The sequence below is a fragment of the Leucobacter sp. BZR 635 genome, from assembly GCF_048061935.2.
Lineage (GTDB): Bacteria > Actinomycetota > Actinomycetes > Actinomycetales > Microbacteriaceae > Leucobacter.
In genome coordinates this window covers 41,433-64,472 of the sequence record NZ_JBLUNZ020000029.1, presented here as the reverse complement: position 1 = coordinate 64,472, position 23,040 = coordinate 41,433, and the positions used below count along the sequence as shown (strand labels likewise).

At 64.9% G+C, this 23,040-nt stretch carries 14 protein-coding genes; 7 read left to right on the top strand and 7 right to left on the bottom strand.

Annotated elements, in window-relative coordinates; genetic code table 11:
- Window positions 1-333: 333 nt before the first annotated feature.
- Window positions 334-3,810: a choice-of-anchor G family protein gene (locus tag ACI1US_RS05840; RefSeq protein WP_461638921.1), complete on the bottom strand. Its 3,477-nt coding sequence runs from the start codon at window positions 3,808-3,810 to the stop codon at window positions 334-336.
- 298 nt (window positions 3,811-4,108) lie between these two features.
- On the opposite strand from ACI1US_RS05840, the gene ACI1US_RS05835 reads away from it, so the two are divergent.
- On the top strand, window positions 4,109-6,517 hold the full coding sequence (locus tag ACI1US_RS05835) for a helix-turn-helix transcriptional regulator (RefSeq protein ID WP_461638919.1): 2,409 nt from the start codon (window positions 4,109-4,111) through the stop codon (window positions 6,515-6,517).
- 30 nt (window positions 6,518-6,547) lie between these two features.
- On the opposite strand, the gene ACI1US_RS05830 is transcribed toward ACI1US_RS05835, so the two are convergent.
- The 3 genes from ACI1US_RS05830 to ACI1US_RS05820 all read right to left on the bottom strand — a co-directional run bounded on the left by ACI1US_RS05830 (window position 6,548) and on the right by ACI1US_RS05820 (window position 8,971).
- Window positions 6,548-7,135: a GNAT family N-acetyltransferase gene (locus ACI1US_RS05830; protein ID WP_461638917.1), complete on the bottom strand. Its 588-nt coding sequence runs from the start codon at window positions 7,133-7,135 to the stop codon at window positions 6,548-6,550.
- A 178-nt stretch (window positions 7,136-7,313) separates the two neighbouring features.
- On the bottom strand, window positions 7,314-8,039 hold the full coding sequence (locus ACI1US_RS05825) for a glycerophosphodiester phosphodiesterase (RefSeq protein ID WP_461638915.1): 726 nt from the start codon (window positions 8,037-8,039) through the stop codon (window positions 7,314-7,316).
- Window positions 8,036-8,971, bottom strand: coding sequence for a MurR/RpiR family transcriptional regulator (locus tag ACI1US_RS05820; protein ID WP_461638913.1), 936 nt, complete (start codon window positions 8,969-8,971; stop codon window positions 8,036-8,038). Before ACI1US_RS05820 ends, ACI1US_RS05825 begins: the two co-directional genes overlap by 4 nt.
- A 170-nt stretch (window positions 8,972-9,141) precedes the next feature.
- Here ACI1US_RS05820 and ACI1US_RS05815 point away from each other — a divergent pair, with 170 nt between their 5' ends.
- From ACI1US_RS05815 to ACI1US_RS05790, 6 genes are all read left to right on the top strand, one after another.
- Window positions 9,142-9,894: a sugar isomerase domain-containing protein gene (locus ACI1US_RS05815; protein ID WP_461638911.1), complete on the top strand. Its 753-nt coding sequence runs from the start codon at window positions 9,142-9,144 to the stop codon at window positions 9,892-9,894.
- A gap of 20 nt (window positions 9,895-9,914) precedes the next feature.
- Complete coding sequence (ngcE, locus tag ACI1US_RS05810) at window positions 9,915-11,324, top strand: N-acetylglucosamine/diacetylchitobiose ABC transporter substrate-binding protein (RefSeq protein ID WP_461638909.1); 1,410 nt, start codon at window positions 9,915-9,917, stop codon at window positions 11,322-11,324.
- Window positions 11,321-12,289, top strand: coding sequence for a carbohydrate ABC transporter permease (locus tag ACI1US_RS05805; protein WP_461638907.1), 969 nt, complete (start codon window positions 11,321-11,323; stop codon window positions 12,287-12,289). Before ngcE ends, ACI1US_RS05805 begins: the two co-directional genes overlap by 4 nt.
- The gene (locus tag ACI1US_RS05800; protein ID WP_461638905.1) at window positions 12,286-13,188 is read left to right on the top strand and encodes a carbohydrate ABC transporter permease; all 903 of its coding nucleotides are present in this window, start codon (window positions 12,286-12,288) and stop codon (window positions 13,186-13,188) included. Before ACI1US_RS05805 ends, ACI1US_RS05800 begins: the two co-directional genes overlap by 4 nt.
- Window positions 13,185-14,264 carry an N-acetylglucosamine kinase gene (locus ACI1US_RS05795; protein WP_461638903.1) on the top strand — a complete coding sequence of 360 codons (1,080 nt, stop codon included), beginning with the start codon at window positions 13,185-13,187 and terminating at the stop codon, window positions 14,262-14,264. The genes ACI1US_RS05800 and ACI1US_RS05795 overlap by 4 nt, the downstream gene beginning before the upstream one ends.
- A gap of 419 nt (window positions 14,265-14,683) precedes the next feature.
- Window positions 14,684-15,220 (top strand): GIY-YIG nuclease family protein, encoded by a 537-nt coding sequence (locus tag ACI1US_RS05790; protein WP_461638901.1) that lies wholly within the window; start codon window positions 14,684-14,686, stop codon window positions 15,218-15,220.
- Between the two features lie 32 nt (window positions 15,221-15,252).
- Here the strand turns inward: ACI1US_RS05790 and ACI1US_RS05785 are convergent, their stop codons facing one another.
- From ACI1US_RS05785 to ACI1US_RS05775, 3 genes are all read right to left on the bottom strand, one after another.
- Entirely contained in the window at window positions 15,253-16,227 is a 975-nt protein-coding gene (locus ACI1US_RS05785) for a class C sortase (RefSeq protein WP_461638899.1), read from the bottom strand.
- 182 nt (window positions 16,228-16,409) lie between these two features.
- Window positions 16,410-17,849, bottom strand: coding sequence for a SpaH/EbpB family LPXTG-anchored major pilin (locus ACI1US_RS05780; RefSeq protein WP_461638897.1), 1,440 nt, complete (start codon window positions 17,847-17,849; stop codon window positions 16,410-16,412).
- Between the two features lie 81 nt (window positions 17,850-17,930).
- On the bottom strand, window positions 17,931-22,886 hold the full coding sequence (locus ACI1US_RS05775) for a DUF7927 domain-containing protein (RefSeq protein ID WP_461638895.1): 4,956 nt from the start codon (window positions 22,884-22,886) through the stop codon (window positions 17,931-17,933).
- Between the last annotated feature and the right edge of the window lie 154 nt (window positions 22,887-23,040).

Below are 23,040 nucleotides of genomic sequence, written 5' to 3'. Positions count from 1 at the left end.
ACGAGGTAGGGGCGCACGTAGCGGTCGGCGACCGCCCCGGGAAGCACCTGATACTTGAGCTCGGTCGAGGGCGTGTTGTACACGCCGGTGAAAAACATATGCACGGCGAGCAGCGCCACCGCGACCCCCGCCGTCGCTTTCGCCCCGCGGGGCAGTCTCCCGGCGGGGGCCGCAGCCCTCGGTCGCACTGCGTTCGCTGTTCTTGGTTCTGTTGAAGTCGCCACGTTGCCCGCTCTCCCCATTGAAAGGACCGTTGCTTCACCGTAGTGGAAATACTGCAGCGCGGCGACCACGAGTTTTTCACGTGATCGCCGCGCTGCAGTTCAGGCGTTCCTACCCTCCGTTCCGCTTCGCCACCGAGGTCGCGCGGGTGCGCGATGCTGCGAGCAGTGCGGCACCTGCCGCGAGCAGCACGACGGTGAAGACCGAGAGCCCAAGGAAGGAGTCTGCACCGGTCACCGAGAGCTTGTTGCCCCCGCCGCCCTTGTTGCCGCCGGCTCCTCCGTAGTTCCCGCCGGGCTTGTCACCGGGCTTGTCACCGGGCTTGCTGCCTGGATCGCTGCCTGGATCGGCCTTCGGATCGCTCCCTGGGTTATTCCCTGGGTCCGAGCCTGGGTCTGCGCCTGGGTCTGCACCCGGGTCGGTTGCCGGGTCAGCACCGGGGTCAGCACCCGGGTCAGTTGCCGGGTCAGCACCGGGGTCAGCACCCGGGTCAGTTGCCGGGTCAGCACCGGGATCAGCGCCCGGGTCAGTTGCCGGGTCAGCACCGGGATCAGCACCTGGTTCGGTTGCTGGGTCCGTGCCGGGGTCAGCACCGGGATCAGTACCCGGATCAGCACCTGGTTCGGTTGCTGGGTCCGTGCCGGGGTCAGCACCGGGATCAGTACCCGGGTCCGCCTTGGGCTCTGAGCCGGGCTCTGAACCGGGGTCGGCCCCTGGGTCAGCACCGGGATCTGCACCTGGTTCGGTCGCTGGGTCAGCGCCCGGATCAGTACCGGGGTCAGCTCCTGGGTCTGTTCCGGGGTCAGCGCCCGGATCAGCGCCCGGTTCGGTTGCTGGATCAGTGCCGGGATCAGCGCCCGGGTCTGTTCCGGGGTCAGTACCGGGATCAGCGCCCGGGTCTGCTCCGGGGTCAGTACCGGGATCAGCTCCTGGGTCTGTCCCAGGATCTGTACCAGGATCAGCTCCTGGGTCAGCACCGGGATCAGTGCCCGGATCTACCTTGGGCTCTGAACCGGGGTCAGCACCCGGATCGGTACCCGGGTCAGTGCCGGGATCTGTGCCTGGGTCAGTACCCGGATCAGCACCTGGATCGGTACCAGGATCAGTCCCTGGGTCAGTCCCCGGATCTACGCCAGTGTCCGTACTCGGGTCACTCCCCGGATCAGCCCCTGGATCGGTACCTGGGTCAGTGCCTGGATCATTACCCGGATCAGCACCAGGATCAGTACCTGGATCAGTACCCGGGTCAGTGCCTGGGTCAGTGCCTGGGTCAGTGCCTGGGTCAGCACCCGGATCAGCTCCTGGATCGGTACCCGGATCCGCACCAGGATCAGTACCTGGGTCCGTACCAGGATCAGCCCCTGGGTCAGTCCCCGGCTCTACGCCAGTGTCCGTACTCGGGTCACTCCCCGGATCAGCTCCTGGATCGGCACCCGGATCCGCACCAGGATCAGTACCTGGGTCAGTCCCCGGATCCGCACCGGGATCAGCGCCTGGATCGGCACCCGGGTCAGCACCCGGATCGGCACCCGGGTCAGCACCTGGGTCAGCGCCCGGATCGGTACCCGGGTCAGCACCTGGGTCAGCGCCCGGATCAGCACCTGGATCGGCAGCTGGATCAGCGCCCGGGTCAGCACCCGGATCGGCGCCCGGGTCAGCACCCGGGTCAGCACCCGGATCGGTACCCGGGTCTGCGCCCGGATCGGTACCCGGATCAGCACCTGGATCGGTAGCTGGATCAGCACCTGGATCGGTAGCTGGATCAGCGCCCGGGTCAGCACCCGGATCGGCGCCCGGGTCAGCACCCGGGTCAGCACCTGGGTCGGTACCCGGGTCTGCGCCCGGATCGGTACCCGGATCAGCACCTGGATCGGTAGCTGGATCAGCGCCCGGATCCGCCCCCGGATCAGTGGCAGGATCCTCCGCGAGTGCCCTGACGGTCGACGAGCCAAACTGCAGCGCAACCGCGCCGTTCTCGCCGAGGGCCGGCAGCAGACTCACGTTCAACGCTCGTGTAGTGACTGACCCTGGCCCGAGATCACCGCCGCTGGCATTGAACGGTGCCTCAGTGGGCTGGTGGTTGATCGTGATGTTCGCGACGCCTCGGAGCACGGGCCCGAGGCCATCGGTGAGCAGGTTCGAGACGATGGGCGACACAACATTCATGAGCGTCGGCTGCAGCGTGGCGAGAATGTTTGTGACAACCGGAACCAGCGCGCTCCCGATGGATGCCACTGTCCCAGTGAGCGCTCTCGTGATCGGTTGCAGAACGAGCCCTAGGGGAATACCGACGACGTCGATCTCGCTGACGTCAGTAACCGGGGCGGTGTGTCCTGGCGCACCAACGAACCCGCCAAGGGTCCCCTCGATGGTGACGGGAGCGTTCACAAGCGGGAGTGGAGGAAGGCCGGGGAGCAGAGCGGGAACGCTAATATCCGCTTGGACACTCACGTTCACGCTGGCGTTATAGAGCCCATTCTGGACAGTAGCCACAACCTTCGAGAGGAGTGAGTTTGGACCTGCTCCTGTGAGGGCATCGGTCACACCGTCGAGAATGGCGTTTACCGTGTCGCCGTGCAAGACTTCCGTGTTCGCGGGCAGGGAGTTGAGATCCTCCGCCCCCGTGCGGTCCATGACGAGCGAGCCAAGGTCGACCGAGATTGTTCCGGTCTCGAGATCAATGAACACGCTCCCGTCTTGGTCCGAGAGTGGAGCGTGAAACAACACCGTCCGCACCTCGTTAAATAGGCTTGTCGTGTCGATCGACGCTTCATTCAATGTTGCGTTGACGAGTGGCAAGCCACCGATGGTGCTCACGAGGGCGGTGAGCGTCTTCTCGATGTCTCCACCCGGACCGAGGAGATCCTGCAGCGGCTTCAAAAGCGTCTGCAGAGATGCGTCGACCGTGCCAGCGAGCCCGCCGACAACAGGGCTGTGAACGTTGAGATCGAGTTCGGTCAGCATGTACTCAGAGTTCTCAGCCCCCGCTTTCATGCTCGTTCGTGAGCCGAGCACGCCGATCCCGACCGAGGCCTCGTCGAGGAGCTGCCCGGCGACGTCCGGCCCGATCAGCTGAGCGAGTAGGTCACTCACGTCGAGCGTCGCGAGCCCGTATCCGCCGTTCGATGCCGCATCGAGGTTGAGAGAACCGTCTGAATTGATGAGCCCGCTCGAGGCGGTCGATTCTGTCGCACTCGGAGAGGCTGCGTAGCTCGAGATTGCCCCCAGATTGCCCAAGCGAAGCAGACCTGGATCAGTGTCAGAGGGCTTGATCAGAGGAAGCGAGATAGTTCCGACATTGAGACTCGCAAGGCCGCCGAGCACGCTCAAGTTGAGCGGATCAGTCACCGGGCCTGGCGTGACCCCGAACTCACTCTGAGTGTAGGCCGCACCCACGACGTCGAGGCCGAGGCCCTCTGCCCACAGCCAGTGGCCATGGGCAGCTGAATCCGCTGAAGTGGGGCTGCTGTCTGCAACCGCGGCTGTGCTCGAGAGCACCACGGGAGCGACAACCATCGCTGCTGCGGTCGCAACAGCTAACGGTCGTGAGAACCATCTACCTCTCACGAACAGGTCTGGATCTTTCATTACACGGTCCCCTTCATTTCACAGCGGCGTGACGGGTGATTGATGACGCCAAAACACTTCACCGTGTCAGGCGACGCAATAACCCCAGGTGTCGCGAGCTTAGGCAGGTGGGGGCACACTCGCCTACGGAACTCGGTATTACTGAGAGCCATCGGGCTCACTACTGAGAATGGCGGCGCGAGGGTGCGCGATATTGCCTCTTGACCCCGCGGGCAAGCTCGGTATTCTCAGAGCAAGGCCTGTGCGCCCCGGATGGACTTGATTTGGACTCACCGACGAGTTTTTAAGAAGGTGCAGAGTGACGTACGTTTTTCGTGAGGAGACCCTCACCCAAGCCATCGCTGCGCTGCGGCTGGGTGCCAGTCTCATCATCACCGCCCCGGCTGGGAGTGGCCGAACGAGCTTCCTGGGAGCACTCGCTGAACTCCTGAGCGACGCGGCCATCCCGTCACTCACATTTCGGGCCGCTGATATTCACACGCCGGAGCAGGTGGCTGACGCCCCCATAGGCACGGTGGCACTCATCGACGCCTTTGAGCAGGCAGGACCGCACCTGCTTGCTGGGGTGAGGGGACGTATCGCAGCCTCCAGCCCTTGCGTAGTCGTGGTTGACCCAAGCAACCAAGACAGCCCGCTCGCTGCTGCGCTCAGCGAGTTGGACCTCGAGTCGGACAGTGGCCGCACACTGCTCGACGCGTTCCACAGCATCGACTTGCGACCACTGGCCCCTGGGGAGATCGAGCGTCTCATTCACGCCCGCAGCGACTTCACCATTGATGCGACGGTCGCAGCGGCAATTGTTGAGCTCGCCAAGGGCCGCCCCGGTTGGGCGCTCGACCTCCTCAAACTCGCACGCGAGGGGGGACTCGTGACCTTTCCCCGGCCGAACGTTGCCCGAGATCAGTTCCTCGAGCGCTCCTCAACCGCGCTCAGTAGCGTCGCGAGAGTCGTGGGAGCTGTCCCGCCAGAGGTGGCATCGGCCGCTGTTACGCTGGCGGCAGTTGAGCCGATGGACCTCGCGGGAATCGAAGACCTGGTGGGAACCGCTACTGCAGCAGTGCTCATTCGCAGAGGTGTGCTGTTGCAAGACCAGAATCGCGCACTGCTGTACGTGCCGCGCGTCATGGCGGCCGCGCTTGCCGGGGACGCCTCACCTTCGCATGTCGACCGCTTTGAACTCGCCCTGCAACGACGGCTGTTGACGAAGGCCGCCCTGGGTTTTCCGCTCACCGAGAGCGAGGCGTTGTTCTGCTCGCGAGCTTTCCCCGAAGGCAGCTCGGAGGCTGGCCCCCTGCCACACGAACAGCGGGCCGCGCTCGTGCAGCACAGCATCGCGAAGCTGGCGGTCTTTGGTGAGGAAGGGCTCGCTCGATCGCTCCTGCTGCGGGCCGGCGGAGGGCATGTAGCTGGCGACGGCCTCGCGCACGCAGCTGTCTTGAGCACGCTCGTTGGAGCTGGCGCGGGGCTCTCGGCGCTCGAACGACTGCCAGCTACCCAGGATCCCCCGGCCCTCCTGGCACGTGCATATCTCCGGTCGAGGCTCAACGAGCTCGCTCCGTCGGGAGCGGATCCGTTCGCAGCCAGTACCGAGCCATCGCCCGCATCGGACGACGTGCGAATCGTGCTGAGCCTATGGAACACTCGCACGCCGGATAGCCTCGACAGCGGACATCTCCGACACCTGGCAAGTACCACCCCGGACTCCCATGTCGGGCTGTTGGCGACGACCCTCGCCGACCTCGAGGACGTGTGGGCCGGGCACGTCCCCGCGGCGTCGTGGCTCTCAGGCGACCGCCCGCTTCCCACATCCTCGGCCTACTCAGTCGAGCAGTTACAGCATGTCGCCTCCGCGATGCTGCTCGCACAGTGCCTCGCCGCGTTACTCGCCGGTCAGTTTCATGCGCGCATCGACGAGTTCCAAGAACTTGCTGCGCGTGGCCCCCTGCGCGAGTACCACGTCAGGTGGATGCGGCACTTCTCGGCTGCTGCCACCGCGCTCGCCTGCGGTGACGGCCCCAGGGCGGTGACCGAGTGGGAACGCTTCCTCGCGTGTGCGCCCCGCATCATTCCACTGCGCCTCCAGCACAGACTCGACGAGACGCACGCGACGCTCCTCTCTGTCGTCACACGCGAACATGTGATCCCCTCGCGCGCGGGGCCGCTGTCCGACATCGTGCACTACCTGGCGTGTGCTGACCGGCTGCGGCCAGAGCAGCAACCACCTCCGTCTGCCGAGCAGCGTGAGCCAACGCTTCCGCTGCTCCGTTTGCGCGCCGCGCACCTGAGGGCCGCCGCGGCGGAGAATCCGCTCGAGCTCGTTCGCATCGCCGAGCAACTCCGGGCACTCGAAAAGTGGGCCCCGGCCGCCGCCGCATTCGGTCAGGCGCGCGATATCTATCTGCGGAGGCGTTCAGTGGGCGGGGCACAGCTCTGCGACGAACACCTTCAGTGGGTTGAGGCCCGGGTATCCCAACTTATGCCGTGGTATCGACAAGGCACGCTGCCGACGGGCGGCTACACGCCACTGACTCCCAGGGAACGGGAAACCGCGGCGCTCGCCGCAACCGGACTCAGTAACCAGCAAATCGCACTACGCCTGCACTGCAGCGTGCGCACCGTCGAATCGCACATCGCCCAAGCACGGGCGAAGCTGGGCGCAGTGAGTCGACGTGACCTTGCCGGCTTCGCGTTGCTGCGAGCCGGATAGCCCCGGCTGGCTCGCAGCCCAGGGCCAAACTCAGTCGCGGTCGCTGGGGCGGTCACTGGGGCGGTCACTGGCGAGCATTCCGAACACGAGCGTGTCGGTCCACTCCCCCTTGCTCCACCAGTCCTCCCGCAGGTGCGCCTCGCGGCGCATGCCGACGCTGCCGGCAAGCTTCGCCGAGGCAGCGTTCCGAGCATCCATCTGCGCAGCAACGCGGTGGAGTCCGTGCTGCGCGAAGCCGTGATCCAGCACCGCGCGCACGGCTTCGCCGGCGAACCCCTGCCCGCCGTGCGCCGGGTCGAGCACCCAGCCGATCTCGGCGACGCGACGCTCGACGTCGGTGAGCCAGAGCTGCACGTCGCCGATAGCCACACCCTCGCGCTCGATCACGAGCATGAGCGCGCCGGTATCGCCCGAGAGGCTTGTCTTCGGCAAGCGCTCGGCGACCTTCTCGCGCGCGGTGTCGCTCGTCCAGGGCTCGTCGAGCAGGAAGCGCGCGACCTCAGGAATCGCGTAGATGCGGTGCAGCGCCTCGGCGTCGGTTGAGCGGTGTGGCCGGAGCGAGAGCCGCTCGGTGTGCAGCGGAAGTCCGGTGTGCAGCGGGGGTACGTGTGAAGTCATTACCCGTAATGCTACGCGTGCCCGCCGACCCTCCGCGAACCCTCCGCACCCCGTTTTTTCTATTCCGAGCCATGCAGCGCCTGAAAAAGGCTCAGGTGAGAAAGAACGGGGAGGTGGGGATGCGGAGAGGCCGTGTGGGCCATGCGCAGCGCAAGGCAGCCCCGAAGCGTTCCGCAGGTCAGGCAGCCCGGGCCGCAAGCGCCGCCCGCGCCGACAGCGGCAGGTCCGTGATGATCGCGTCGATGCCGTCGCGCGCGAACTGTGCCCACAGTGCCGGGTCGTTCACCGTCCATGCCCGCACCGTGAGGCCAGCCGCACGAAAGCCTGCAACCGTCTCGGGGTCACCGAGCGCCGTGAAGTGCGGGTGCACCTCCTGAATGTCGAGCTCCGCGAGGTACTGCCACGGCCGGATGAGCCCATCCGCGTAGAGCGCGGCGAGTGCGAGCCCGGGCGACAGTTCGCGAAGGTCGAGCAGTAGCCGGTGGTGGAACGCGCTCACTACCACCCGGTCTGCCATGCCCGAGCCCGCTACGGACGCCGCGATGGTCTCCGCCATCTGCGGGTAGCGGCGCTCGAGGTTCTTTGCCTCGACATTGAGCCGCAGCGGCGTGGGCCGCAGCAACTCATAGACCTCATCGAGCAGCGGCACACGCCCCTCAGGCCCGGGCATTCGCGGATCCTGATAGTCGGCGAGCGCGGCGTAGTCCAGCGAGCCGATATCCCAGCCCCTCCCCGAATCATCGAAGATCACCGGGTCGTGCGCGCACACGAGCTTGCCGTCACGGGTGCGGTGCACGTCGAGCTCGAGGCCGTCGGCCCCCTCGGCGACGGCTCCCGCGAACGACGGTAGGAGGTTCGCGACGGGCTGGTGTTCGGAGCGGGCGTGCGCCCAGATCTCGGTCATTCTGCGTCTCTCTGCGTGGAGCGGGGCTCGCGGACCCTGTGGTTTGGGACGATGTGCGCGGTGGCGGCGACCGCGTCGAGCGCACGGTCGTGGTCGAGCTGTGCGATGCGCGTGTACAGGATGTCGATGAGCAGGAGCTGGCCGTGCCGTGCCGCAAACGACGCGGTCCGGTAGGTCGTTCCCGTGCCGATCGTCGTGAGGTGGACGTCAGCGGCGAGGGCGACGGGTGACGCCGGGTCGCTCGTGAGCGCGATCGTTTTCGCCCCGCGCTCCCTGCCACTCACGAGCGCTTCGTAGGTCTCGCGGGTACGCCCGGAGGCGGAGATTGCGACAATAACGTCCTCGGGGCTGCGCAGCGCGGCAGAGGTCGCTGCCGCGTGCGTTTCAACCCAGGCGCGGATCGGCACCCCCAGCCGGAACAGTCTGAGTTCGAGCTCCTGCGCGATGAGCCCACTCGCGCCGACACCGTAGACGTCGGTGTGACGTGCCGCCGCAACCATCTGCGCTGCCGCCTCGATTGCCTCGAAGTCGAGTTGCCGCGCCACGAGTTCCATGGCATCGATGTCGAGCCGCGTGAGCATGTGCGCGACCTGCTCGAGCGAGTCGTCAGGGCTCAAGCCATCAGCGAGGGGCTTCATGGGCGAAGCCCCGTGGCTCTGCCCCGCTTCTCCAGCAAGGGCGAGCAGTAGCGCCTGGTAGCTGCCGAGCCCGAGCGCCTGACAGAAGCGGGTGACGGAGGGCTGCGAGACGCCAACCTTCGCGGCCAGCTGGGCGGCCGAGAGCTGCGTCACCTGTTCGGCGTTGCGCAGCACGTAGCGGGCGATCTGTTCGTGGGCGTGGGAGAGGTTGGGCAGCGCGAGCCTGATCCGGTCGGTGATGAGCGCGCCGCGGCCCGGCTCAGCGCCGTTCGCGGGGAAATCCTGTGTCTTCATCTTGGCTCCGATCGTAGACGTGAATTGGCGTTTGCGCCCGCCCGCTGCGGCGCCTCAGCAAACCATTTCACCCAGAGTTCATTCTGCGTGTAATAATCATTCACACTCACTGAGTTAAGTGTATTAGAGATTCACCAATCGTGGATCGCAACATGCAAGGGAGAAGTCTGATGGCAGAACGCGTCGTGGAATTTCACGATGAGGTGGGGCGGCGACTCGAGCAGCTCACCCACACTGAGCAAGACGGGGGCTACGACGCCGCGATCGCGCTCATGACCGATGCGGTCGCCGCAGACGGAGTGATCCACGCCTTCGGTACCGGCCACTCCGAGGCGTTCGCAATGGAGATCGCGGGCCGCGCGGGTGGCCTGATCCCCACGAACAAGGTCGCCCTGCGCGACGTCGTGATCCGCGGAAACCGCAGCATCGATGCGCTCTTCGGGTTCCCGCCGCTCGAGCGCGACCCGGCGGTAGCAGAGGAGCTCTTCGCAACGATTCACCGCCAGCCGAACGACGTCTTCATCATCGCCTCGAACTCGGGCGTCAACGGCTCGATCGTCGGCCTCGCACTGCTTGCGAAAGCAGCAGGCCACCCCGTCATCGCCGTCACCAGCTTCGAGCACACCGCACGGGTCGAGCCGAGCCATCCGAGCGGCAAGCGCCTGAGCGAGATCGCCGACGTCGTCATCGACAACCTCGCCCCGTTCGGCGACGCGGTGCTCACGGGTGCCGTGCCCGTCGGCGCCGTCTCCTCCGTCACGTCGGCGTACATCGCGCAGCTCCTCACCATCGGCGTCGTCGATCGCCTCGCGGAAGCGGGCCACGACACCCCAGTCTTCCTGTCCGCCAATATCCCCGGAGGCGACGAGCACAACCGTCGCTTCGAAGCTCACTACGGCGAGCGCATCCGTCGCATCGCCTGACCCCACCACGAAGGACTGTCATGAAATCATCACGTTTCACCCTGTCCCGGCGCGCACTCGGCGCCGCCGCCGGCGCTACGATTCTTGCGCTCTCGCTCGGTGCCTGCGCGGCCACCCCCGGTGGCCCAACCGACCGCCCCGCGGGCGAAAGCACAGCGACTGGCGACCCAAAGAACCCCTTCGGCGTGGTCGAGGGCTCCACGGTCGACTCCGTGATCTTCGATAACGCGAATAACGTCGCGTTCTTCGATCACGTCGCACCCGAGTTGCAGGCGCTGCACGGCGTCGACCTGAAGGTCACTCCATCGACCCAGATCGCCCAGCAGGTGCAGCCGCGCTTTGTCGCGGGCAACCCGCCAGACCTGCTCCACTCAGCGGGCTCGGGATCGATCCCCGTCGCCTCGATGCTCAACGACATTGAAGATCTCTCGGCGGTCACCGAGGCAGCAAATCTCGAAGGCGACCCCATAGCCGACACACTCTACCCTGGTGTTCTCGACCTGGCGAAGTACGACGACAAGCTCGCCGCAGTGAACTACTCACTCAACGTGCACGCCCTCTGGTACTCGCAGTCCATGTTCGACAAGTACGGCTGGGAAGCACCGAAGACGTGGGACGAAGCGATGGCGCTTGGCGCGGCTGCGAAGCAAGAGGGCAAATACCTCTTCACCTGGGGCAAGGAGGCGTCGGCCTACTACCTCTCGCTCGCGATCGACACCGCGGTCAAGGAGGGCGGCAAGGATGTGCTCGCCGAGCTCGCGAATCTGGAGGCGGACTCGTGGAGCCAGCCCGAAGTGCAGGAGTCGTTTGCGGCGCTCAAGGAGATCGTCGACGCGGGCTACATGATGCCAGGCGGCGCGGGCACCCAGTTCAAGGCCGCCCAGGCGCAGTGGAGCCTGAAGCAGGAGGCCCTCATGTACCCGACGGGTTCATGGATCGAGGGCGAGATGGGCGAGGAAATCGCCGACGGCTTCGAGATGGTGGGCGCCCCGGCCCCGACCATCACCGATGATTCGGCGCTCCCCTATTCGGCAATGCGCTTCGCCGGCGGCAACCGCTTCGTGGTGCCCTCTGACGCGGCGAACGTCGCAGGCGCCAAGGAGACCCTGCGCGTCATGCTCTCCAAGGATGCCGCGACCGAGTTCTCGCGGATCAACAAGTCGCTCTCGGTTGTGAAGGACACGATCCCCGAGGACGGCTTCGGATCCACCGCGCTCGTCTCCGCGCGCGACCTGCTCGACGCCTCAGGCGAAGACGCGTTCGCCTGGGACTTCACCGACGCTTACCCCTTCGGTGACGACAAGACCCGCATCTGGAACGATTTCCTCTCGGGCAACATGGACGTACCCGAGCTCACGAGCGAAATGCAGAAGCTCTCGGACAAGATCCGCGAGGACGACTCGATCGTGAAGATCAAGGTGAGCAAGTGACCCCATCCGTCACCGCACCACACGGGGCCCCCGGACGCACTCGCGCCCGGGGGCCCCGCGGGGGCTTCGACCGCACCTCGATGCTCGTCGTGTTCGTCGGAGCTCCCCTCGCGCTCTACCTCGCGTTCGTCATCTGGCCCATGCTCCAGGCGACCGTGTACTCGTTCACCGACTGGAGCGGCTTCAGTAGCACGTTTTCTTTCCTCGGCATCGAGAACTACGTCAAGCTGTTCGCCGATGAGTCGTTCCTCATCGCGATCCGCAACAACCTCATCATCCTGCTCGCGCTCCCCGTGCTCTCGCTCACAATCGGGCTCGCCCTCGCGGTAATGGTGTCGGTCGCCGGATCGTCTCGCGGCGGAGTGCGCGGGGTTCGCGGTTCGGGGTTCTATCGCGTCGTCGCGTTCTTCCCAGCGGTGATCCCGTCAATCATCATCGGCATCATCTTTGCCCAGGTGTACGACCCGAACAACGGCATCCTGAACGGCGCACTTACACGGATCGGGCTCGAGCAATTCCACTCGTTCGCTTGGCTCGGCGAGGCGTCGACCGCGATGGCTGCCACGATCGCCGCGATGGTGTGGGCGACGTCGGGCTTCTACATGGTGCTGTTCATCGCCGCGATCCGCGGCATCGACACCGAGCTGTTCGAGGCAGCGCGGCTCGACGGCGCGGGCCGCGCACGCATCACCTGGTCGATTGTGCTGCCCGGAATCGCAGGCAACGTGAAAACCTCCTACGTTTACGCTGGCATCGCTGCACTCGACTCGTTCGTGTTCTTGCAGGCCTTTAACCCGAGCGGCGGGCCGCAGCGATCCACCCTCGGCATCACCCAGGAGATCTATTCGACCGCGTTCCAAGACGGCCAGTTCGGTCTCGCCTGCGCGATGGGGATCGTCCTCACCCTGATCACCTTTGCCTTCGTCGGGCTCGTCACCCGTACCGGAAAGAGAGACAAGCAATGACCCTCACCGCAACGTTCCGGCGAGACGCCGCGGCTTTGCGTCCCGCAAGCAGACGCCGTCAGGGCGTACGCTCCTCTGAGAAACTCGTCGGGGTGAGCTCGCAGGCGATCCTCATCGCTTGGACCGCGGTGATCGCAGTTCCGCTGCTCTGGACACTCATGAGTTCGTTCAAGACGAGCCGCGAAATCCTGGCTTCTCCGTTCTCACTGCCGAGCGAGTGGTCGTTCACGAACTACGTGAACGCGTGGACAGATGCGAGAATCGGAGAGTTCTTCGCGAACACGCTCATCGTCGTCGCCGGGGCGCTCGTGTGCACCATGCTGCTCGGGGCAATGTGCGCCTACGCGCTCGCTCGCTTCGAGTTTCCCGGCCGCACCGCGATCCGGAACCTCGTGCTCGCCGGCCTCACCTTCCCCGTGTTCCTCGCCGTCGTGCCGCTGTTCTTTGTCGTACAGCAGTTCGGACTCATGAATTCGCTCGCCGGCCTCATCATCACATACACCGCCTACGCGCTGCCCTTCACTGTGTTGTTTCTTACCGCATTTTTCGAGCGGCTGCCCAACGAGATCGCCGAGGCCGCCTCAATCGATGGAGCCTCGCAGTGGCGCACGTTCTTCTCGGTCATGCTACCGATGGCAGGGCCAGGCATGTCGGCGATCGCCCTCCTGAACTTCGTGGGGCTGTGGAACCAGTATCTGCTGCCGGTCATCCTCATCACCGACCCATCAAAGTCGGTGCTCACCCAGGGCATGCAGGTGTTCGCCGTGCAGGCTGGCTTCAACGTCGACTTCGGCGCGCTGTTCGCCGCCGCTGTGATGACGATTGTGCCGGTACTCGTCGTCTACGTGATCTTCCAGAAACGACTGCTCACGTCGGTGTCGCAGGGGGCGCTCAAGTGACGCTGCTCGCCGTCGATGCGGGCGGTACGCACACCCGGGTTGCCTGCGTAAGCTTGAGCGGACGGCTGCTCGGGGTCGGCACCAGCGCTTCAGGAAACCCCACGGCTGTGGGCATCGAGGCTGCAGACAACGCAGTCGCTGCGGCGATCCGCGGGGCACTTGCCGCGGCCGGTCTGCCCGCGAGCGCGGTGCGCGGCGGGGCCGTTTGCGCGGCGGGAGCGCAAACACCCGGCCGGCTGCGTGCGGTGGCAACGGCGGCCGGCCTTCCTCCCAAAGCACCCTTCGTACTTGTGGGTGACGCGGTCGCCGCGTATCTCTCGGTTGCCGACGAGCACACTGGATTCGCCCTCGTCGTCGGAACGGGCAGCATCGCCGCGCGAGTTGAGGGCACCGCCGCTGTTTCAGTGAGCGATGGCGCGGGCTGGTTGCTTGGCGACACTGGGAGTGGGTTCTGGATCGGTCACCAGATCGCTCGCGCTGTGCTCGCGGACCTCGACGGGCGCGGGCCGTCGACCGGCCTCACCGCACGGCTGATGGAGCGGATCGCGGCGGAGGGAGTGGACAGCTCAGCGCCAGTCAGTTCTGGATCTGGATCTGGATCTGGATCTGGCAGCACTGGATCAGGCAACGCCGACAGCAACGCTGCTGCCTCGCTCGCTTGGGGTCAGGGCCGCACGAACGCCGTGAGCCGCCTCCTCGCGGCGGTGTACGAGCGCCCCGCCGTTGAACTGTCAAGGTTTGCCGACCTTGCCTTCGTCGAATCTCCCGGCGACGCGGTGGCAGCCGAGATCGTGCGTACCGGGGCGAGCGCGGTCGCCGCGACGCTGCGCACCGCTCGCCTGGGCTACGCAGACGCTCCCATCGCGGGCACCGGATCGGTTCTTCTGAAGGGCTATCTTGCGCCCGCGATCCCGGCAAACGAGCTCACTCGGGAGCTCGCTGACGCAGACCTTCGGCTCAGCGCCAACGGGCTCGTGGGTGCTGCGATGCTCGCGCTGCGCTGCGCTGGCCGCCCGACAGGAGGAACGGTCCGCCGTAGCTTCACCGCGGAGCTGCAGCATTGGGACGATCGCTGAGGGATACGGCTACACTCATTCTCACAAAGCTACATGCGGGCGGAGAACAATGAAACGACGGCTGCCTTCCCCGCAGGAGCCCCCAGTTCCGTCATCCGCCGCTACGCCGCGGCCAGCACGGGCGGTTGAGTCGGGGAACCACGGGGGCTGATTGCCCGTCAGGAGATCATAGAGGTAGACGTTCCCCCACATGGGCAGCCCGAGCTCAAATCGAGCCTCACCGCAGCGCTCGCCGAAAGACCCGCTCATAGAATCGTCTCTCTCACGATGGCCGCCTACGGCGAGTTCCCCTTGCACTACCGGATTCTCGCCGTCATCGAATACGTCTGAAACGACAGATCCTCCCCGCAATGACCTGAAGAACCCCATTGACTCTTTGTAACACGATCCGTGCCGAGGCATCCGGCTCCAGCGCTGCAGTGACGCGACGACTCATAGACCGAGCGGCGTTCGTGCCAGCAGGCGAGGTCGACGCGCGTATCCCTGCGGTCCCTGGCTTGTACGCAATACGGATCAACGAACGAACCGCTCTGCCTCGGCATTTCGCCGCACTGAGCGCAGAGCGCGGGCACGATTTCGTCTACGTCGGGAAGGCAAGCCGAAGCTTGCGTCGACGGCTGCTCGAGCAGGAGCTACGAGCTAAAGGCCACGGCACATTCTTCCGGAGCATCGGCGCGGTGCTCGGCTATCGCCCCATTCCGGGCAGTCTCATCGGTAAAGGCAATCAGCGCAACTACCGTTTCAGCCCCGCTGACGAAGCCACGCTCATCGCATGGATTAACGAGCACCTCAGCATCAATTGGGTCGAGCTCGCCGCCGAAGATCAGTCAGCTATCGAAGCGGGGTTGATTCGTGAGTTACGACCCATTCTCAACCTCGCCGGTAACCCGGCCGGCTCTCCCGAACTGTCTCGGCTCAGAGCCGAGTGCGTACGTATCGGGCTCGCAGAAGTATAGGATTCTCGCTGCAACGCAGGGCGCACACAGCGTCAGGACTCCTCTGAGATGTCTCGGGCAGGGTGATCGCTCAGGGACTCGCCACCAGTCTCCGCGACCACAGAGTCGCGGCGGTCGCGCTTCTCCTGCTTGCGCGTCTTTCGCTTCTTGGCCGGTATCACGAGCGCGAGCACGAACGCGCCGGTTGCACCGACAAGCAGCAGCCCCCAGAGCGGGAAGCCAGCCTTCTTGCCGGTGCCGGGCACCTCGTACTTTTCCTGGTTCGCAAACGGTGGGTCCACCCGCTCGCCGCGGACCAGCAGCCGGTGCGAGTTCACGGCGACCGGCGTGCAGGTAATGAGCGTGAGGTAGTCCTTGCCGTCGACCGTCTGCACGGCGTCAGTCTCGTGCGGCAACACAGTTTCGATCTGATCGACACGGTAGTAGAGCGTCTCGCCGAGCACGGTGACCGTGAACACGTCGTCGATCGGCACCCGCTCGAGGTCGGTGAAGAGCTCCGCGCTCGCGAGGCCGGAGTGCGCAGTGAGCACGCTGTGGGTGCCTACCCCACCGACAGGCAGGGCGGTGCCGTAGAGGTGGCCGACGCCCTTGGAGAGCGTCGTCTCGTCGGTGCCGTGGTAGAGCGGTAGGTCGACGCCGATCGATGCGATACGCACGCGGCCCATCGTTTGACTCCCGGGAGTGCGAAGGCGGTCGAAGTACTCTTCTGCTCCCTCACCGATCGCGGTCTCTTCGCCAGCCGTACTGTTCGCGTAGGGATCGCGCAGCGGTCCGCGCGGAAGCGCCTGACTGTACTCGCGAGCTTCAGTGAGCTGCCGCGCTTTGTCTTCCATCGGAAGCGAAGCGACGGACTCGATATAGCCGGTGACCTCGGCCTCGTGGGCGCGGGTCGAGAACCAGTTCGCTGTCATGGGGTAGAGCAGCACGAGCAGGCCGACCACCGCGATCACGATGATCCCGACGTCGGCTTTCTTGAGCTTGCGGCGCTTGGCGGAGACGTCGGTCACTTTTTCGTTCCCCGCGCTCACGGCGCCTCTGCGCTTCCCCTTGCTTCGCACACCCAGCATTTTGTCACACCGTTCACTCGTTCACTGGGGCAAGCCCCCGAGGTATGAACCTCGGGGGCTTGCCCGTTGCATCATGCGCGTCCTGCGGCCGGGCCGGCCAGCTGCGCACACTGCGGTTGTGCTTACGCGTCAGCCTTGCGGCGGCTGCGGATCGTCAGCACCACTGCGCCTGCGACAAGCAAGCCACCGACGATGGTGAAGAGTGCGGTACCAGCGCCACCGGTCAGCGGCAGCTCGAAGCCGCCGTTGTCCTTGACGTTCTTCACGGTGAGGTCGATCTTCTGGTCGGCGTTGTCGACCTTGAACATGATCGGCTGCGCGAGCAGCTCGTACTCGGCCGGAGCCTTGATCTCGGCGAGCCAGTATTCGCGGTAGTCCGCGTGGCCTTCCTTGACCTCGATGCCGTTCGCCCACTCGCTGTAGCGGAGGCCCTCGATCGTGACGATGCCGTTCTTGTCAGTGACCCACTGCTTGCCGAAGTCGATTGCGTTCGTGCCAGCCTTGGCGTCCTTCTCCGTGAGGAAGACGGCGAACTCTGCGCCCTCGAGCTTCTTGGCCTTGTCCTTGGAATCGACCTTCTCGATGGTGAGCTTGCCCCACTTGGAGATAACCTCGGGCGTCACGATCGGGCCGCCGGGCTCGCCCGGCTTCTTGTCGAACGACGGAGCGTTCGGGTAGATGACTGCCTCGTTCTTGACGTCGCCAATCGCGTTGACCGTCGTGACGATATCGAAGACGACCTTGCTCGTCTTGTTCGCGACGAGGATCGCGCGGCCAGGCTCCGTGAAGTCAACGGTTACGGTGTTCGTTGCGGGATCGTGGGCAATCGTGTAGTCGGTGCCCTCGGTGAGAGTTGCGCCGTTTGCCAGCGAAACCGTCGTGCTCACGTAGTCGAGCTTGGGGTCGAGCGCATCCGTCATCCGGTAGCCGTCGATGATCTTCTCGTTCGGGATCGTGCCCGTGATCTGGAACTTGACCTCGTCGCCGAGCTTCTTCGACGCCGCATCCTCGACGGTCTTCTCGGCGGTGGTCACCGAGTTCTTCGGGTACACGTGAACGTCGTAGAGCCACGCGTTGCGGTTGTCGGGGTCCGTGAGCGGGACCGTAACGAGGAACGGAGCAGCCGGGGTTGCGCCAGCCGGGTACTTCGTCTCGGTCACAAGGTAGAGGCCCAGCGGCAGCTCAGCGAAGGTGTACTCGCCGTTGGCGTCGGTTGCGCCGACGATTGGCGCGCCCTTCGTCTGTGCTGCTGCGGTCTCAACCGTCAGGTCTGCTGCGGCTGTCCAGCCCGCGTTGGTCTTGAGGTCGACGTTGATCTGCTGGATCGTGAACTCGACGTCAGCCATCGGCTTCAATCCAACCGGGGTCTTGACCTCGGTGCCGTTGCTCTCGATGTCGCCGTGCTCAGCGGTCTTCGCGAACTTGTGGACCGTGAGCGAGCCGGTGCGGTCTTCGATGGTGGGAGCTGCGACAGCGCTCGTAGCGCCCATGCCGAGCAGGGCGAGACCGGCGACAGCTGCAAGCGCTGCCCGGAACGGGCCCTTCTTCTTGTTAATGAACACGTGGTTCTCCTTCATTTCGTGCTCGTGGTGATGTTCGGGGCGACGGTGCCGACCCGAAGTGTGGTGTGGATGACGGAAAAGCTAGTCGTCTTCCGTAACCACGGCTTCAGCGCGGCGTCGACGCAGGAGCGCAAACATCGCGACGCTTAGAATCGCGACACCGATGACGGTGTACGCGGCGGTTCCGAGACCGCCTGAATTTGGCAGGACAAAGCCTGGGCGGTTAACCACCTTGATGGTCGACCCTTCGGAGCTGACGGCGCTCGCCTCCTCAACGGGGGTGAGCACGATGTCTCCGTTACCCCGTACTTGGAAAGGAACCGGTTGCGCGAGCAGCTGATAGGGCTGCTTGCCTTCTGCCGCTTCGGGTGACTGGGTTTCAATGAGCCAGTACCAACCGGGAGTCATGTCTGCAAGCGTGAACTTCGAGGCATCCTGCGGATCCTTCACGAGGTTCGGGCTGAGCTCCTTCCCCGGTTTCCCGGGCCGCTCAGCGCCACCACCGTCGTTGCTCTTCACAACGAACTCTGCGCCGGGAAGCGCGGTGCCGTTCTCGTTAAGCTTCTGCACGGTAATCGCGGCTCCGGTGCGATGCGTGGTCACGCAGGCGTCGACACTGGTCTCGGGCTTGCCCGTGACACATTGATCGGGCTCCGCTGATCCAGCACCGGTCACACTGTTGGTGATGGTCTGGAGCGGCTTGCCGGCCTTGACGGTCACGCTGTAGCTGAGCTTCGCGACGTCGCCGCCGTGCAGCGTCACCGCCGGCGATACCAGCGTGGTGCCGGTGAGAACGGAGTCGTCGAGCTTCTGGGTGCGCCCCATGAACTCCCAGGTGACAGACCCCTTGACGAAGTCCGCGGTCTCGAGCACACCGCTCAGGTCGTCAGTGAGCACGACGTCCCTGATCTCGCCAAGCTTGGAGGTGGCCGTCAGCGTGTAGGTGATCTTCTGCCCGGAACGCACGATCTCGGCCGCCCCGTCTTTTCCGTCAACCGCAGCGGTCTTCGCGACCGTCCAGTTCGGCTGCAGTGGGGTGACGACCTCGCAGTCGCCGGGCTCGCAGACACCGTCGCTCGAGACAACGAGGTTGTGGATCTCATTCAGCGGGTCGCCGTCATTCAGCAGCGCCTTCGCGTCGCCGACGGTCACGGTGAATGTTGCCGTATCGGTGGCGCCCGGAGCGAGGTTCTTCACCTCACGGAGGCACACCTGCCCCGCTGCGCTGTCGGCAGAAGCCGCCCGCTTGCTCTGGGTAGAGCAGCTCCAGCCCTCATTCTTCCCTGTGTAGGTGGTCCCCTCGGGGACAATCTCGCTGAGCTTGGTACTCCCCGCGATCACGCCACGGTTAGTGGTCGCGATCTGGTACTTCAGCACGTCGCCTGGCGAGACTTTCGTGTCCTCAGTCGCTTCGACCTCGGATCCGTCGACACCCGTCACCGTGAGCAGGGTCTTCTTCGTCGCCAGCTCGGCCTCACCCGGTGTGTTCGTGATGGTGCACGAAATCTTCGACATGGGGGCTGGGGTGATCGCGAACCCTGCGGGGTCAAGTGGCTGGTCGACGGGCAGGCCCTGGTGGTGGCCGGTTGGATCGAGGCACGTAATCGTCGCGCCCGGGTAGTTTGCCAGGTTCGTACCGGCAGCCCCCGCCTCAGTGATGACGTACTCAGTTTCAGGATTCACAGGGACGGCACCGGTCGCGCCGCTGCCCTTCGTCACGGTTTTTCCTGAGCCCTTGGTCGTAGCGTCCTTCACGACACCGCCTCCGGCAAGAATCTGCACAGTGAACTGATCGTTCGTTGCCACGCGAGTACCGGTCAGCGACTTATCTACGGAGAGCGTCGCCTTCGGGGAGTTCGTAAACGTGCACTCCACGTTCGGCAGCGGAGCGTTGGGCGCGGCACCAAGGCCAGGGAAGATGAACGATCCCTCGCCCTGGCTGAGCATCTGGGTCTCGACGGGAGCGTTGCCGTTCGCCACATCCACACAAGCAAGCGTCGTGCCGTAGGGGGCGAGGCTCTTCCCGCCAGTCATCGTCTCTCGAACGGTGTAGGCCTGACCGGGAATCCCGACAATCGGGCCTGCAATCGCATCAGCCTGGAGCCCGGTCGCATCGCCGGAGGTCTGCGCACGCTCAGCTCCCGCAGGGAAGCTCGAGCGGAACACCTCCAGCTGGAACTGGTCGCCAGCACTGGCGCGGTCGCCAATGTTCTTCAGCACCTGGAGACCACCGGGGTCGTTACAGTCCGCGAGGTCCGTAATGTATGCGTGCTGCGTGTACTGGCCGTTTGGGGCCTTTAGTTTGACTACGCCGCCGGCTGAGTACCACCCCTGACTCGGCCGCTGGGGATCCTGGTTCCAGGTCTGCAGATTGTCAACCAGTGTTCCGGTGTTGGGGTCAACGCGGTTCAGCGAGCCCCGCTGGCCGTCTGAGAGGCTCGTCCAGAGGTACCCATCGTTGTCAAAGGTAATACCGTTCGATGCCGGCAGCTGGGTCGGCTTCATGAGCGATGCGCGCTTAATCCCGTACTTCGCGGGGCTCAGGTCGGTGACCGTCGTTCGCCCGTTCACTACAGCGAGGCCCTTGTTCATTCCTGACAGGCGGGTCATGTCGGTATCGAGGCTCGATGCCGAGAGGAAGAGCATGTTGCCGTCCTGATCGAAAACGAGGTCACCATTGTTGCCGTACATCGTCCCGGCGCTTGCCCCACCTTGGCTCGTGAGAAAACCTACGTAGCCGTAGTTGACGTCGGTCAGAGTGTCGTAGGCCCAGAAGTGATGTCGGTATGAGCCGTCGGCCCTGTAGCTGGTCGCCGAAGCCCAGTACATACCATCGGCCGGGTTGACCCCGCCACGTACCGCGCTACCGCTTCCGTGATCAAGGATCCCTGTCGGGAACGAGAACGACGCCTTCCGCACGGGCTTGCCCGATGCTTTTGCATTGTCGAGCTCGTACAATTCGAATGAGCCGTTCCTCACAAAGTTGGCCTGCCCGACGAACAGGCTCTTCGCGCCGCCCTGAGTGATCGCTAGCGAGTTCACGTTCATCGAGTTCGCGAGCGTTCCGCTCTGAGTCTGGTGGAGGTTCGATGAGATGATCTCACCGCGGTAGTGATTATCGCGTGTCCCCGCGGCGAACAGTTCCGTAGAGATCTTGGCGATATAGCTTTCGGCCCTACCGTTGACATTCACCATTCCGTAGATCGCGCCCGCCTCACAGGTGAAGCCACCTGAGCTCGCCGCGCCGGTGCTCGTGTTGGTGATGACACAGCTCACCTGCGCGCCCTCGGTCGTCTTGAGGTCGAACGGGGAGCCTACGGGCAGCGGCTGTCCGCTCGGCAGGTTCTGCTGGATCCCCGTTGGATCGACACAGGTAATCGTCGACGTGTAGTGCGCGGTGTTCACGCTCGCCGGGGCGGACTCGCTCAGCGAGTACGTTGCACCAGCCTTCGCGCGGATCTTGCCCGAGGTTCCGGTACCGGCGTTCACGCGGGTGCCGGTTCCCTCGCTGAGCGCCGTCGCACCAGCGGCGATAACGGGCTTACCGTTTTCCTTCATAGCAACGCTGAACTGGTCAGTCGCCCACGCTCGTCCGGCCGGCAGCTCCTTCGTTACCTGGATCGTCGCTGGCGCTCCGACCGTGAGGTCGCAGTGCACGGCCGGCGCTCGGCCTCCGGGGGCCGTCGGGTAGGTGAACGTGAACTCGCCCTCGCCGCTCTTCGTTGTCGGGATCGGAGCGTTGGTCTCCTTCACCACGCACGCGAGCTCAGCGGAGTATTCAGATGTGTGCCCCTGGCGCTTGAACTCGACTTTTACCGCCACCGGTTTGCCTGGCTCGGGCGAGACGTTGCGCACGATGCCGGGCTGTGCGCCATTCGCCGATCCCGCCGTGGTCGCGGGCACAGCGCCCGATGCGGAGACCGTGAATTGGTCCGCAATGTTGATACGCGAGGTCAGGTTGGTCTGGATCTCGAAGCCTGAGTCTTTCGGAGCACAGTTCGCAAGGTCACTCACGTGCAATACCTCGGTCGTCCAGGTCTTGGCGGGAGCTGGCGCTCCGTTCTCGAGCGCGCGCGCCGACAGAATCGTGTACCGACCGTCCTCCTCCACCATCCCGAGAGGCGCGGCATCATTGCTCGCAAGCCAGGCAGCTCCGCTCGGCGAGGTTACACCCGCAGCGCCTCGTCCCGAGTGGTTCCACACCGCGTTGGAAGCGACAGCGGCGACGTCTTTCGCGGGCACCTGCACCATGGAGGTGTCGCGCGAGCCTGCGTCATTCACGAGGTAGAGATTGCCCTGTGGATCGAACGCGAAGTCACCCGTCAGTCCGCCGTATCCGGGCAGCAGGGGGACGGTTCCAACCTTGCCGATGGCCCGAGTGTTCGCCACATCGTAGGCGTAGATATGCCACGTCATGACGTTGTTGCTGACCGTCGGGTAGCCATAGTAGTAGAGGCCGTTGTAGGGGTGCACGGCTCCTGCCTGGATGCCCTTCGGCGCGGCCTCGGCGAGCTTAGTCACGCCAGAGAGCGTCGTCTGCCGCTTGGTGCCGAAATCCCACATGTAGAGCGTCGGGGTAGCTCCCTTGCTGAGCTTGCTGCCCTTGGCGTACACCGCTGCGGTGCCACCCGGCACCATTCCGAGCCCGTCAATACGACTCTTGCCGAGGCTCGCGAGGCTCTCGACACTCGCGTACGAACCCGAGTGGTTGATCGCAAGGATTTCCCACTTGTAATCGTCGCCGTCGCGGTCGAACCGCGTCTTTCCAAGTGCGTAGACGGTGTCGACCTGGCAGCTCGCCGGGGCAGCAGCAGCGGCCGCGAGCGGTGCCGCAGCAGCAGCGGCCGCTGCGTCCGGCGCAGAGAGTCCTTGCACCTCGGGTGCCTCTTCGACAACCTCGGCCTCTGGTTCCACGGCTGTTGGCAGCAGCGCCTCAGCTGGAGCACTTCCCAGCACGCCCGTTATGCCGATGGTGAGTACGCCGAGGGTCGCCAAGACCTTGGCGTACCCCCGACGCATTCCGTTTCGCTTCCCCACGTTAATCCTTCTTTTTGGCACCCCAACACCAGCGCACCACAAAGCCCCCAGGCTTCTTGGCGCGCAGAACTCGACCCGGGCTCGTATGCCCTGATCGATTTCCGACTTCAACTTTGAATTGAACCCTGCGCGGTGTTGCACCGCGGAGGCCTCG

What these genes read in the sequence shown, in the direction of transcription:
- ACI1US_RS05820 (WP_461638913.1), bottom strand. Translation starts at nt 8,971, where the DNA reads ATGAAGACACAGGATTTCCCCGCGAACGGCGCTGAGCCGGGCCGCGGC.
- ACI1US_RS05830 (WP_461638917.1), bottom strand. Translation starts at nt 7,135, where the DNA reads ATGACTTCACACGTACCCCCGCTGCACACCGGACTTCCGCTGCACACC.
- ACI1US_RS05800 (WP_461638905.1), top strand. Translation starts at nt 12,286, where the DNA reads ATGACCCTCACCGCAACGTTCCGGCGAGACGCCGCGGCTTTGCGTCCC.
- ACI1US_RS05815 (WP_461638911.1), top strand. Translation starts at nt 9,142, where the DNA reads ATGGCAGAACGCGTCGTGGAATTTCACGATGAGGTGGGGCGGCGACTC.
- ACI1US_RS05840 (WP_461638921.1), bottom strand. Translation starts at nt 3,810, where the DNA reads ATGAAAGATCCAGACCTGTTCGTGAGAGGTAGATGGTTCTCACGACCG.
- ACI1US_RS05825 (WP_461638915.1), bottom strand. Translation starts at nt 8,039, where the DNA reads ATGACCGAGATCTGGGCGCACGCCCGCTCCGAACACCAGCCCGTCGCG.
- ngcE (WP_461638909.1), top strand. Translation starts at nt 9,915, where the DNA reads ATGAAATCATCACGTTTCACCCTGTCCCGGCGCGCACTCGGCGCCGCC.